Here is a 13788-nt window from a genome sequence, read left to right on the forward strand (position 1 = left end):
CCGCGGACCCTACGAATTCCGATCCAACACTTCGCGCACCTTGCGCGCGAGGGCCATTGGGGTGTACGGCTTCTGGAGGAACGCGGCGTCCGCTTCCAGAACGCCGTGCCGCACCACGGCGTCGTCCGTGTAGCCGCTCGTGAACAGAACCTTGAGCCCCGGGTACCGGTGCCGGAGCACTTCGGCCAGCTCCCGACCGCTCATCCCCGGCATCACCACGTCGGTGACCAGGAGGTCCACCGGCGCTCCGGCCCCGACCAGATAAAGCGCGTCCCGCCCGTCGGTCGCGGGCGTGACCGCGTACCCGTAGGTCTGGAGCGCGAGTAGGGCGAACGTCCGCACGTTCACCTGGTCCTCGACCAGGAGGACGGATTCCGTTCCGCCGCGCACCACGACCGAATCGGAACTCGTGCTCGCGCTCCCCCCGTCGACGACCGGGAGGTACACCTTGAACGTGGTGCCGACCCCGATTTCGCTGTACACCTCGATGTGCCCGCCGCTCTGCTTGATGATCCCGTAGGTCGTCGCCAGCCCCAGCCCCGTTCCCTTCCCGACCTCTTTGGTCGTGAAGAACGGCTCGAAGATCCGCTCTTTCACCGCGCCGCTCATTCCGGTCCCCGTGTCGGCGACCGCGGTCAGCACGTACCGCCCCGGGAGCACGCCCGTGTGAACCCGGGCGTACTCCTCGTCCAACTCGACGTCCCGCGTCTCGATGGTCAGTTGCCCGCCGCGCGGCATCGCGTCCCGGGCGTTCACCGCCAGGTTAATCAGCACCTGCCCGACCTGCCCCGGGTCCGCGCGCACCCGGCTGACCGCGGGGTCGAGCGAGGTGACCAGGGAAATGTCCTCCCCGATCAGGCGCCGGAGCAGGCGCCCGGTTTCGTCGACCACGGTGTTCGGGTCCAGCACCTTCGGCTCCAGCACCGCGCGGCGGCTGAACGCCAGGAGTTGCGCGGTCAGTCCGGCGGCGCGCTCGCCCGCGTCGCGGATCGCGTCGAGCGAGGGGCGGTCCGCGGCCGAGACGGTACCGAGGAGCAGGTCCGAGTACCCGTTGATGACCGTGAGGAGGTTGTTGAAGTCGTGGGCCACGCCGCCGGCGAGCTGCCCGAACGCTTCCATCTTCTGGGCCTGCCGGAAGTGTTCTTCGAGCCGCTTGCGCTCGGTCACGTCCTGGGTCACGCCGATGATCCCCGCGATGCGCCCGTCCGCGTCCAGGGCCGGTTCGCCGCGGACGTTGACCCACTTGGTGCGCTCGCCGACGACGAGCCGGTGCTCGATCTCGAACGGCACCCCGGCCAGGGCCCGGTGCAGCGCGCCGTCGACGCGCGGGCGGTCGTCCGGGTGGACCCGGCGGGCCAGTTCCTCGCCGGCGTGCGGACCGGGGGCGCACTCGCAGATCCGGCTCCCCTCTTCCGAGCTGACGTACGCGCCGTCGCGCGCGTCGTAGGTCCAGCCCGCGACGTGGGCCATGCTCTCGGCCTGGCGCAACAGCGCCTCGCTCCGGCGCAGGGCCTCCTCGGACCGGTTCCGCTCGGTGACGTCCCGCACCACCACGGTGTGGAACCGGCGCCCGCTCGCCTCGCCCCGCGAAACGGTCGCCTCCAGCGGGAACTCCGCGCCGCTCGCCCTCCGCCCGCGGGTCCCCGACCGGATCCGGCTCGACAGCGAACCGGTCCCGCCCTCGGCCCCGTTCTCCCCCTCGTCCGGGGCGACTAGTTCGTTCGGGATGAAGTCGGTGAGGGGCCGCCCCATCGCGCGCGGGGCCGGGCACCCGAACATGCGCTCCGCGGCCGGGTTGAACAGGCTGATGCGCCGATTCTCCTCGACCACGATCACCGCGTCCTTCGCGGACTCGATGATCCCCGTCAACCGGGCCTCGGACTCGGCCAGCCGGCGCTCGGTCCCGACCTGCCGCAGGATCCGGGCGACCGCTTCCGGGAGGTAGTCCAAATACTCCAGCGACTTGGTGACGAAGTCCCGGACCCCGACCCGCAGGGCCTGGATCACGGTCGCCTCGTTACTGAACCCGGTCACCAGGATCACCGGCAGGTCGTACCCGGCGGCCTTCACGCGGGCGTAAAAATCGAGCCCGTCCGTCCCGCCGGGGAGCCGGTAGTCGAGCAGGACGAGGTCGATCGCCCCCTTCCCGACTTCCACCAGCGCCTCGTCCGCGGTCGCGGCGAGGACCACACTGTACCCCGCCTCTTCGAGCCGGCTCCGCTCGAGTTCGGCGATCCCCGGGTCGTCCTCGACGACCAGGACGGTGGCGGCGTAAGTGACGGACGGAACGGCGGTTATGAGGGATGCAGGCATCTCATCGGCTCCAGCTACACCCGGTCATCTTCTCGGGGCACTTTTACGATCGCCAGAAACAGCCCGAGGCGCCGAACCGCCTCGACGAACCGGTCGTACTCCACCGGCTTGGTGACGTAACTGGAGCAGCCCAGTTCGTAGCACCGCTTGACCTCGCGCGGGTCGTCGGTGGTGGTCAGCATGATGACCGGGAACTCGGTCGTTTTCGGGTCCGCCTTGATCTGGCGGAGCACCTCGACCCCGTCCACGCGGGGCATGTTGATGTCCAGGAGCAGCAGCAGCGGCCCGTTCGGGGTGCGCTCGTGGTACGCCCCCTCGCACCGGACGTAGTCGAGGGCCTCCTGCCCGTCCTTCACGTGGACGATCCGGTTGGCGAGCCCGGCGTCCAGGAGGTTCTGCTGCACCAAATAGGCGTGCCCCTCGTCGTCCTCGGCCAGAAGAATGACCAGTCCGCGATCGGCCATTAGGCGCTCCTCGGGGCGAAAAGTGACCCGTCACCGGGCGCCGGCAGGGCCACGAAAAATGTACTGCCCGCGCCGGGCCGCGACTCGACCCAGACCCGCCCCCGGTGGCGCTCGGCGACGCGGGACACGATCGCCAGCCCGAGCCCCTCCCCGGACCCGATCCCCGGGTGGGCGCGCTGGAACGCCTGGAAGATCTTCTGGCGGTGCCCCTCGGCGATCCCCAACCCGTTGTCCCGAACGAAGTAGGTCCGAAATCCGCTCGGCACGTCGGGCGCGCCAGGCGCACCGGGCGGCAGGCACCCGACCTCGATCACCCCGGGCCGGACCGGGTCCAAATAGGTCAGGGCGTTCCCGATCAGGTTCCCGAACAGTTGTTCGAGCGCGGTCCGATCGCCCCGGGCGGCGGGCAAATCGCCCACCCGGACAACGGCCCCGCGCTCGGTGATGGTGCCCTGGGCGGCCCCCACGACCTGCGCAACGACGCGGTCCAAATCGACGACCTCCCAACGATATTCAATGCGCCCGGCACGGGACAGCCGCAACAGGGCGTCAATGATCCCGCTCAGTCGGAGAACGGCGGTCTGGATGAATCCGACCGATTTGGCCATCTTTCCCTCGAGGAGCGCGCGCCCCCGGGTCCGAACGTCCGGTGGAACGCTTTCTTCGTTGACCAGGGCCGTGAGTTGTTGGCACCCCTTCTCCAGCTCCTTGCTGAACCCCTGGAGGTTAACGAGCGGGCTCCGCAAGTCGTGCGACACACTGTACACGAACATTTCGTTCTCGGTGTTCTTCTGGGCCAGATCCCGGTTCGCCTCGGCCAGCGCCGCGCTCCGCTCCCGAACGGCCTCCGCCGCGGCCTTCCGCTCGGTAATGTCCTGCACCTGGCCGACGTACATCTGTGGCCGCCCGCCCGGGCCGCGGATCACGGCGACGTTCGTCAGCCCCCAGAGCACGTGCCCGTCCTTGTGCCGGTACTGCTTCTCCATCTGGAAGTAATCGCCCGCGCCCGCCAGCAGCACCTTCCGCCGGTCCAGGCTCTCGCCCAGGTGGTCCGGGTGCGTGACGTCGGCCAGGCCCAGCCCCTGCAGTTCGTCCGGCGCCGCGTACCCGAACAACTGGGCGAACGCCGCGTTCGCGCGGAGGAACCGGTTGTCGAGGTCCGTCAGCACCATCGCCATGTTCGTGGTGTCGAACGCGCCGCGGAACAGGGCCTCCTCCTCGCGCAGGGCGGCGTTCGCCCGGTCCAGTTCGGCCGTTCGCGCGCGGACCCGGTCCTCCAGTTCCTCGTTCAGGCGGCGCACCTCGGCCTCCGCGCGCTTGCGGGCGGAAACGTCCTGAAACGCGATCCCCACGGACCGGTCCGGGAGCGGGAACGCGAGGACGGACCACCACCGCTCCTCGACCCGCGCGTCCCCGTACCGGAACTCCCCCAGGTCGTCCGCCGCGCCCGACTCCGCGACCGCGGTGTACCGGCGCAGTTGGTCCTCGGGGATCGCCGGGAACACGTCCGTGACCGCGCGCCCGAGCGCCGCGTCGAGCGCAATGCCCAGCAACCGGGCCGCGCCGCGGTTGCCCGAGCGGACGCGCAAGAGCGCCCCGGCCCCCGGGCCGTCGAGTTGGTAGATGAGCAGGCCGATGGGGATGTTCTGCGCGACGTCCGCGAACAGCCGCAGTGCGGCCTCGGCCCGCTTGCGCTCGGTCAGGTCGGTCAGCATCGTGCGACTGCGCAGGTACCGCCCTTCGGGATCGCGGACCGATGAGGAGTTGACCAGGACGGGAAACGTGGTGCCGTCCTTGCGCACCAGATCGAGTTCGACACCGACGACGGCCCCCTCCTCTCGCACCTGATCGAACCCCTGCTGGTAGGCCCCGCGGCTGTTCGCGCTCACCAAGTCCGCGAACCGCCGCCGCCCGATCACTTCGTCGGCTTCGTACCCGAGCCACTGCAGTTCGGTCCGGTTGACCGCGACGAGCACCCCGTCCTGGTCGACCGAGTGGTACCCGCACGGGGCGTTGTCGTACAGGTCCTTCACCCGGTCCGACGCCCGGGTAAGGGCCTCGGCCATGTCCCGGAACGCGCGGTCGAGGACCGCAATTTCGTCGTTCCCCTTGAGGGGCGGCGGGAGCTCATCCCCCGTCGCCAACCGATGGGCGTTGGCCTCCAGCTCGGCGAACCGGCGCGCGATGCCCCGGTGGAACGCGAACCCGAGTGCGAAGGTGCTGATGACGACCGCGAGGCCCCCGAAAACGAACAGCCGGTTGAGCCGCACGCGGGACCGCTCCAGGGTCGTGAGGCGCTCCCGGTCGAGGCGCTCCTCTTCGTCCAGGAACGTTTTGACCTCCCGGCGAAAGTCGGCCATCAGGACGCGCCCGCGCCCGGACCGGACCCGCCCCACCGCTTCGTCCGTCGCTCCCCCTCGAATCAGGCTCTCGATGTCGCTCTGCCACGCGAGCAACTCCCCCGCACGGGTCCGAATCGCGCGGAAGTGCTCGGCCTGCTCCGGGTTGTCCGCGAGGCGCCCTTCGAGGTCATTGAAATGCCCGGGCAGCTCCCGAACCGCGTCCCAATAGCTCTGGGCGAAGGTCGCGTCGCCGGAAATGACGTACCCGCGGACCGAGGCGTGGGCGTCGGCCACCGTGCTGTGGATCTCGTGGGCCCGGGCCATCACGTCCTTGGTGTGTGCGGCCCACCGCTCCGCGTCTTCGTGATCGCGCTGCAACCGAACGGCCACAAGAACAAAAACGAGTTGGAGCAATAGGGGCAGGGCGATGAGGACCAGACCCTTTTGAAACACGGTCAAATTCACGGGACCACCGTCGAGTGCGGAGAGCAGGCGGCTTGCGAGCGCCGAAACGGGGCGCGGGCGGTCAGGTCTTCGGGGTCAATCGAGCCGATCCGCGAGCGCGTGATACGGAGCCGGTACGGAGCGATCGGCGCATCTACCGGCCCGGCGTACTCATAGGATTACAACCACAACCGGACAGCGCGCCAAGCGAAAACATCGAACGTGTAATTACAACAGTTACACAAATCACAAATCTATTATAGACTTGACCAATCACGAACCGTGACGCGGACCATTTCTGACGCGATCTTGGGGCTGAAAACAACGGAACCAGAGTTCCAAATCTTCGTCAAACTGATCCGGCACTAACATTCGCTCACATTTCCAGCACTTGGCAGCCTAATTGCCGGAAGCAATCGATCATAAATTCAATATTCACCGGAACTTCCGTCTCAATTCCACATGAGCTCACCGGCGTAAATCCGCACCAATGGCTAACAAACGCTGGCTTTCCAAGATTCAAATCACTTCCGGTCTCGAAACACGCCACTGGCGCCAAAAAAGTCGCAACTGCTTACGCAGTAAATACTAACACGATAAACTGTGCACAAAATCGCACTACATCATTTGCCGCCATCGACACGAATTTGAAACAGAGTGGCTCACCGCCGAACGCGGCGGCTTCTGGCGAAGTCATTGCGGACAGCGGTTTGTGGCGACGAGACGAATTGACTGAAGTGCGAGAGCTTTCAAAGGCGGCGTAACGAACGGATGAGGGGATTCTTCGCGGGTGAATATCGCGCGCCGAAAGTTGCCCAAGAAGGGCCGTATCAGTTCGGCCGATCGGGGGCTCCCCGATCCGGGCCGAGTTGCGCGGCCTTCTCGCGCCCGCGCGCGGACAGGCCGTAGCGGGCGCTGCGCCCGGTCGTTCGGCGCTCGAACCAGCCGTGAGACAGAGCGGCAACGGCCGCGAACCGGTGCGTACCCAAACCGACCTCGATTTCTGGAATCGTGAGCGTTTCCCGGTCGGCGAGTAACTGAACCAGAGCGAGCCTCCGCTCCATCATGGAGGGATACTTGTCGTCCACAACATCTCCTCGTCACCGCCCCATCCTCGGGTGGCACCGATTTCAGGGACGATCTCTTGCGCGCAAACTAACCTTTCATAATTTCTATTCTGCCCCAATCGCCCGCGACGAGTCGCGGAATCACAAGAAATTCTCGCGAGACGTCGTGGTCAGTCCGTGGGCACAACGTTGTTCCCACGTCACCTGAATTCACGCCAGTGGTGAGATCGCAAGCGCGCGAATCAGAAGGGCAGAAGCAGCATTCGTGCCCGGCGAACGGGGCCACACTTGCAAGGGTCGTGAACGGAAATGCTCTTTGTCAAAGCGCTTTCGGCAACGGCAGTTGAGCACTCGTGAACGCGGCCGTGCCCCACTTCACCCCGACACAAAACAAAAAGCGCCCCCGGGAAGTCCCGGAGGCGCGTCGTGACCATTCGTGCGCGCAAAATACCCGCAACGGGCTTATTTCCGCTTCACGTCCTTAATGTTGATGTCCGCCCCGGTTTGGCGATCGTTCAGCAAATTTTCTGCGAAGAAGTCCCACATCCGCTGCGTGAAGTACGGCTGGGCGGCGCCGAAGGCGTGTCGCGCGCCGGGGATCATCAGCATGTCGAAGCGCTTGTTCGCTTTGATGAGCGCGTCCACGAGGCGCATCGTGTTCGCGGGGTGAACGTTGTTATCGATCTCCCCGTGAACGAGCATCAGGTGCCCCTTCAGGTTCGCGGCCAGTTCCGCGTTCGTCGGGATGTGGATGTCGAACCGCATCGCCGGCAGCGTGACGACCGGGAGAGCGGTACCCGCCGTGCGCGGGGGCGGCGCTTGCTGAGCCTGGGCCGCCGAGTTCTTGAGCGCGGCCAGTTTCGCGTTCAGGTCCGCGAGCTTGCGCTCCAGGTCCGCGACCGAGTCCTCGTTCCGCGGATCGAACGATTCGAGGAGGTCTTCGAGTTCGGATTCGAGCGCCTGTTCCGGCGTCGGCCCCTTCTTGCGCCCGCCCGTGCCCTTCCCGAAGCCCTTTCCGGCCCCGGTGTTCGCATCGGTCGCGGTGGAGGTACCCTTCCCGTCCCCTACCGGAACCTCTTTCATGCCGTGATAGGTCTCGGACCAGTTGTCGTTGTAGATGTTGTTGTCGTGGTTACCGGCGCTGGCGACCGCGGCCTTGAAGAACTCGTTGTATGGCTTCTGCAGCACCGCCGCGGCCGACATGAACCCGCCGCCGGAGTGCCCGTAAATGCCCACACGATCGATATCGATAAAGCTGTGGCGCGCAGCGAGGGCTTCGAGGGCGGCTTTCTTGTCCACCAGCCCGTAGTCACGCAAGTTGAAATAACCAAATGAGTGGTACGCCTTCGACCGCTCCGGGCTGCCGCCACGGTGCCCCACCTGAATGACGATGAACCCGAGTTGTGCTAACTGCATCGTCTGGCTGTGGGCCGAGAACCGGTAAACGACGCCCTCCGTTTGCGGCCCCGGGTACACGTGTGCAATAATCGGGTACTTCTTCTTCGCGTCGAAGTCGAACGGCTTCCACATGTTCCCGTAGAGGTCGGTGACACCGTCCGCGGCCTTCACCGTGAACGTTTCCGGCATCTGCCAGCCGGTCTTCTTCAGCGCGGACAGGTCGGTCGTTTCCAGCACCATCAGCACCTTGCCGGCGTCGTCGCGGAGCGTGGCGAACGGCGCGTAGTCCACCCGCGTGCTGTTGGTCACAACGAACTTCTTCGACGGCGACAGCGACGACGACTGGTTGAAGCCACTCAGGGGCTGCTTCTCGCTCCCTTCAACCAGGGAGACGATCGGAGCCGAGTTCGGTTCCTCGCTCGGGTCGAGGCAGGTCAACCCGGTGCCGTCAAGTTTCACGCGGTAGAGGTGCGTGTAGTACAGGTTCTCGCCCGGTTCGCGCCCGTTGCCGATGATGTAGACGAACCCGGCCTTCGCATCGATCTCGACGATCCGGCTCGCGCGCCACGCGCCGCTCGTGAGGGCGTTCTTGAACGTGCCGTCGCGCCCGTAGCGGTAGAAGTGGCCCCACCCGCTGCGCTCCGACCACCACACGAACTCGTCGGTTTCCTCGATGTAGCGCGGCGTTTGCATTTCGAGGTACGCGGCATCGAACGCCTCGTTCACGAGGCACTTGCAGGTGCTGCTGAACACATCAAAGGCGCAGATTTCGAGGTTCCGCCGGAGCCGGTCGCGGCGGATGAACCGCAACTCGCCCGGGCCCTTGCCCCAACGCAGGTCCGAGTACCGCTCGTCCTTCCATTTCTGCGTGATCCGCGTGAGCGCTTTGGACTCGACGACACAGTAGTAGAGTTCCGTCTTGCGAACGAGTTCTTCGCCCGGCATCGGGTACTTGTACTGTTCGAGCTTGGGCCGCGGGTCGGCGATCGAGTCCACGAGGTAGAGGTCCTTCACCCCGCGGCTATCGGCCCGCGTGATGTAGAACGCCTTCGAGTCCGTCGACCACGTCACGTTGGGCCGCGTCTTGCGGTCCGCCGGCGCTGAAGCGCCGGCGCCCGTGCCCTTCCCGGTGTTGTTCCCCTTCCCGAACCCGCCGCCCCCACCGCCGAAGCCGCCCACGAACGTGTACTCTTCCGCGCCGTCCGTCGAGAGCTGCGCCGCCTTGTCTTCGGGTTGCCCCTCGTCGCAGAGGTAGAGGTTGTACTTCAAGAGGAACACGTACTTCTTCTTGTCCGGCGAGTAGTTCTTGTACGAAGACGCCGGCTCGGTCGGGGTCTTGGGCTGCGCCTCCCCCATGCCGCCCATGCCACCCGTTCCGCCACCCATATCGTCCTTCTTCTGCTCGGTTTCGCCCTCGCGCAACCGGCGGAGCATCTCGTTCACGCGCTCATCACCGAGCTGCCCGCGCAGGCGCTCGATGGCTTCCGCGTTGAGGGGGCCGGTCCCGCTCGCGGACGCCTTGCCGGTGGACTTCAGTTTGCCCGCACCCAGGTCGAACTCGTACTGGTTCTCGCTGAACGCGAAGGTGAATTTCTTCCCGTCCGCGGCGACAACCACGCGATCGAGCCGCAGCGTGTCGCCGTCGAGCGGCTTTTTCGACGCTTCCGAAAGCGCCGAGGCCAACGCCACGTGATCGAACAACGGCGCCCGTTCCTTCTTCGTGGGATCGACGCGCCAGTACCGGTTCCCGGTCGCGGTGCGGGCCGCGTACCAGAACGTGTCCGACTTGCCGATCCACTGCGGCGCAACGGACGCCTCTTGAACGTGGCGCGTCACGAAATCGCGGTCGAACTTCTGGGCGAGAGGGTAGTTGGCCCCTGTGATCCGCTCTTGAGCGGAAACGAGCGGGGCGAGCGCGATCACGAAGATCGCGACAATCGCGTGGCAGCGAGTCATGGCGTAGTGCCCTGGTGATAAAGGTGCCGTTTAGCCAGATTATCCAGGTTGTTGCAGAAGTCTGTACTTTCCGCGAAGTTATAGGCGGTTGGCGTAAGTTGTGGGGTCGGGAGTAGACGAGTGCCGGCCCGTCCGGGAGGATGGCGTTACCACACGACCTCCCGACCCGAACGGACGCGGCCATGCCATCTTCGCATACTCCGGCCCCTCGGTGCCACTGGTTTTCAACCCTGGCCAAGGCTCTGGACCCGCGGTCCGGGCGGCGGCTCGCGGTCCTGTTCCTCGGGATCATCCTGACCCGCGGGCGCCGCACCCTCGCGGGTTGGATCCGGGCCGCCGGGCTGTCGCCCCAGTACCGCCGGTGCTACGCCACGGCCGCGGCCGTGGGGCGCCGCACCGAGCGTATCGCCATGCGGTTGTTGGTCGAGGTTCTCAAGCCCATGGTGGCCGGTGCGCCTCGGGTGGTGCTGGCCCTCGACGACACCCCGACGGAGCGGTACGGGCCCAAGGTTCGAGGGGCCGGGGCGCACCACAACCCGACACCCGGGCCGGCCGGGGGCCCGTTCGTGTACGGGCACGTGTGGGTGGTCCTCGGGTTGTTGGTGGGACACCCCCTCGGGGGGATTGTGGCCCTCCCCCTGTTGGCCCGCCTGTACATCCGCCGCAAAGATCTCGGGGCCATCCCCGGGCCGGACCGGCCCGAGTTCGCAACCAAGTTGGTGATGGCCGTGGACCTGGTCCGGTGGGCCCACGGGTGGCTGAAGACGTGGGGCCGGGCCGTGTGGGTGGTGGCCGACGGGGCGTACGCCAAGGCCCCGGTGCTCAAGGCCCTACTCGCGCTCCGGGTGACCATGGTGAGCCGGCTCCGCAAGGACGCGGCCCTGTGGACGGTGCCCCCGGCCCGCGATCCGAGCGCCCGCGGGCGGCCCCGCGTGTACGGGGAGCAGCGGGTGTCGCTCGCCAAGCGGGCCGGGCACAAGGGCGGGTGGACCACGGGCACGTTCACCCTGTATGGGAAGCCCGTGGAGAAGCGGTACAAGACGTTCGAGGCCACGTGGCGGCCGGCCGGGGGCACGATCCGGGTCGTCCTGGTGGACGAACCCAAGGGGTGGGTCGCGTTCTTCTGCACGGACCCCACGGCCTCCGTGGCCGACATCCTGGGCCTGATCGCGGACCGGTTCTCGTTGGAAACCTGTTTTCGAGATCTCAAACAGGTCGCGGGCGCCGGTCACCAGCAGGTACGCGGGGTCGCGTCGAACGTGGGATGCTTCCACCTGTGTGCGTGGTCCCTCACGCTCACCGAGGTGTGGGCCTGGAACCAGAAGGCGGATGAACTGGTGGCCCATCGGGCGGCCTCCCCGTGGGACGATCCGAACCGGCGCCCGAGCCACGCGGACAAGCGCCGGGCCTGGCAACGGGAGCTGCTGGCCGAGGAAATTCAGGCCGTTGTGGGCGAGCACCACGACCCCGCGAGAATCCGCGCCCTCGCGCACCGGTGCCTGGATCTGGCTGCTTAAACGCTATAAGTTCGCGGAAAGTACAGAGAAGTGCAAACTGATAGCAGGAAAGCAGTTAATCGCCACAAGCCGTAGTAACAACGTGAACTATGGATGAAGATAAAATGAGATCCCCCCGTATACAACACAGAACTCTAATGACTTTGCTGATTATATCGATTGAGTGAATAATAAGCGTCACGCAGTCTGTATCAATCACATCCTTTGCGTTCTCCATATCGTTGCCAATTCTGTGCTGAAGGAGCGGTGTTACGCGACGAAGATTACCGTTTGAAATTGCGTAACGACATTACTGGCCTGAGTCTTCGCCGCTCGCGATTCAGGAGACGTCATGGATTATGGCCCCCGCGCGTTCGCCCCCGCACTTCGCATCCCGTTGCGCATGGAAGACCTGGAGGCGCGGTGGCTGCTCACGTCTTATACGCTCACGCCGGTCGTTCCCGTAATTGATGCGGCAATGGCGGCCCGGCTCTCGACCGTGATCCAGCGCGGGGCCGCACTGGGGAACCAGGCGAACGTTTTTACGCGCGCCGGCGACAGCATCACGTTCTCGAACAACTTCCTCGTGCCGCTCGGAATGCCCACCGCGGGGGTCGATCTCGCGGGGGACGGCTCGCTCAACGACACACTCGCGTACTTCCGCTCCGGCCAGGTCGGGACGACGAACTACTTCACGCACCCGAGCGCCGCGGCGGTCAGCGGGTACAAGTCCGCTGATGTGCTGGGGCTACTGCCCAGCGAACTCGCGGTTAGTAAGCCCGCGTTCGTGCTCATCATGATCGGAACGAACGACATTGCCGCCGGCGTGACCCTCGACACGTTCCGGCAGAATTTGACGCGGATCGTCCAAACGGCCCTGAACGCGGGCGTGGTCCCGGTCCTCAGCACGATCCCGGACAGCAAGTTCTCGGCGGAACTGGAGCGGCTGCAACCGAGCTACAACCAGGTCATCGAAGATGTGAGCGAAGCGCTCCAGGTGCCGCTCTGGAACTACTGGCGGGCGCTCCAACGGCTCCCGAATTCGGGGATCAGCGCGGACGGCGTTCACCCCAGCGTTTCACCGGCCGGTGGCGGCGACCTGACCGAAAGGGGGCTGCAGTTCGGCTACAACGTCCGCAACCTCACCGCACTGCAAACGCTCGACAAACTGCGCCGCGTGCTGATCTCGGGTCAGTCGCCCGATCTGCCGAGCGACAACCAGTCGTGGGCGCCTCTCACGAACGCGCTCGCGGTGGCCGCGGGGGACACGACCGGGTTCCAGGTCGAAGTGATCGACACGACCACCCGGCGCGTGCTGTTCCGCTTCGATCCGTTCCCCGGGTTCGATGGGAGCGTCCGCGTCGCGCTGGCGGACGTGAACCACGACGGGGTACCGGACCTCATCGCGTCGGTCGGTCCCGGCGGTCCCCCGCACGTCAAAGTCTTCGACGGCCAAACGGGAACACTGATCGCGAGCTTCTACGCCTTCGACACGGGATTGACGACCGGCCTGAGCATCGCGACCGGCGACGTGAACCGCGACGGCTTCGCCGACATCATCGTGTGCCCGGAAGCCAACGCCCCCGCACACGTGAAGGTCTTCAACGGCGCGGGCGAACTGCTGGACAGTTTCCTCGCGTTCGCGTCGTCGTTCACGGGTGGGGGACGGGTCGCGAGCGGCGATGTGAACCGCGACGGCTTCGCCGACATCATCGTTGCGGCCGGGACCGGCGGACAGGGGCACGTCGTCGTGTTTTCGGGAACGGACCTGGGGCTGTTAGCCAGTTTCTTCGCGTTCGGACCCGCGTTCAGTGGCACAGTGTCATTGGCTGCAGACGACTTCGATGGCGACGGACTCGCAGAGGTCGCCGTCGCGCCCTCGTCGGCGGGATACGATCCACACGTCAAAGTGCTCCGCCCACTGACGGAAAAACTGGTGAGCAGCTTCTACGCCTACGATTCCGGGTTCCGCGGAGGTGTGCAGCTCGCAACGACGAACCGTAACGGGCACAGCGCGCTCGTCACCGCGACAAACACGGCAGCCGCAACGGACGTTCGGGTCTTCGAGTCGCCCTCGAACGGGCTCCTGGATGCGTTCTTCGTCTACGAAACCGGCTTCCGCTTCGGCGCATCATTCGGCGGGTGATCGGGCGCGGTACGAAACACGACGATGATTCCAGGAGGTGGGAGCACCCCTCACCCCGCCGCGAAGCGCGGCGACCCTCTCCCGCAAGGGGAGAGGGCAAAACCAAAACCCTGATTTAGCTCGCATCTTCACCGCGGAGACCTGACTTTTGCCCTCTCCCCT

Annotated in this window: 7 protein-coding genes; 2 read left to right on the plus strand and 5 right to left on the minus strand. The window is 66.0% G+C overall.

Annotated elements, in window-relative coordinates:
* Positions 1-9: 9 nt before the first annotated feature.
* The 5 genes from J8F10_RS36960 to J8F10_RS36980 form a co-directional block, all read right to left on the minus strand.
* The gene (locus tag J8F10_RS36960; protein ID WP_210663286.1) at positions 10-2313 is read right to left on the minus strand and encodes a response regulator; all 2304 of its coding nucleotides are present in this window, start codon (positions 2311-2313) and stop codon (positions 10-12) included.
* Between the two features lie 14 nt (positions 2314-2327).
* Positions 2328-2777, minus strand: coding sequence for a response regulator (locus tag J8F10_RS36965; protein WP_210663288.1), 450 nt, complete (start codon positions 2775-2777; stop codon positions 2328-2330).
* On the minus strand, positions 2777-5584 hold the full coding sequence (locus J8F10_RS40150) for a PAS domain S-box protein (protein WP_210663290.1): 2808 nt from the start codon (positions 5582-5584) through the stop codon (positions 2777-2779). Before J8F10_RS40150 ends, J8F10_RS36965 begins: the two co-directional genes overlap by 1 nt.
* An 809-nt stretch (positions 5585-6393) precedes the next feature.
* Positions 6394-6651 carry a hypothetical protein gene (locus tag J8F10_RS36975; protein ID WP_210663292.1) on the minus strand — a complete coding sequence of 86 codons (258 nt, stop codon included), beginning with the start codon at positions 6649-6651 and terminating at the stop codon, positions 6394-6396.
* 441 nt (positions 6652-7092) lie between these two features.
* A complete protein-coding gene (locus tag J8F10_RS36980; RefSeq protein WP_210663294.1) occupies positions 7093-9984 on the minus strand; it encodes a S9 family peptidase in 2892 nt (963 codons plus the stop codon).
* A gap of 182 nt (positions 9985-10166) precedes the next feature.
* Between J8F10_RS36980 and J8F10_RS36985 the strand changes: the two genes are divergently transcribed.
* Together J8F10_RS36985 and J8F10_RS36990 are read left to right on the plus strand one after the other, a co-directional pair.
* Positions 10167-11501 (plus strand): IS701 family transposase, encoded by a 1335-nt coding sequence (locus J8F10_RS36985; RefSeq protein ID WP_210651692.1) that lies wholly within the window; start codon positions 10167-10169, stop codon positions 11499-11501.
* 331 nt (positions 11502-11832) lie between these two features.
* The gene (locus J8F10_RS36990) at positions 11833-13626 is read left to right on the plus strand and encodes a GDSL-type esterase/lipase family protein (protein WP_210663296.1); all 1794 of its coding nucleotides are present in this window, start codon (positions 11833-11835) and stop codon (positions 13624-13626) included.
* Positions 13627-13788: the final 162 nt, after the last annotated feature.

Origin of the sequence: Gemmata palustris, assembly GCF_017939745.1 — a bacterium.
Taxonomy (GTDB): domain Bacteria; phylum Planctomycetota; class Planctomycetia; order Gemmatales; family Gemmataceae; genus Gemmata; species Gemmata palustris.

Bases quoted from the DNA above. Each gene is read 5' to 3' on its own strand.
- J8F10_RS36960 (WP_210663286.1), bottom strand. From the start codon at position 2,313: ATGCCTGCATCCCTCATAACCGCCGTTCCGTCCGTCACTTACGCCGCC.
- J8F10_RS36965 (WP_210663288.1), bottom strand. From the start codon at position 2,777: ATGGCCGATCGCGGACTGGTCATTCTTCTGGCCGAGGACGACGAGGGG.
- J8F10_RS36980 (WP_210663294.1), bottom strand. From the start codon at position 9,984: ATGACTCGCTGCCACGCGATTGTCGCGATCTTCGTGATCGCGCTCGCC.
- J8F10_RS36985 (WP_210651692.1), top strand. From the start codon at position 10,167: ATGCCATCTTCGCATACTCCGGCCCCTCGGTGCCACTGGTTTTCAACC.
- J8F10_RS36990 (WP_210663296.1), top strand. From the start codon at position 11,833: ATGGATTATGGCCCCCGCGCGTTCGCCCCCGCACTTCGCATCCCGTTG.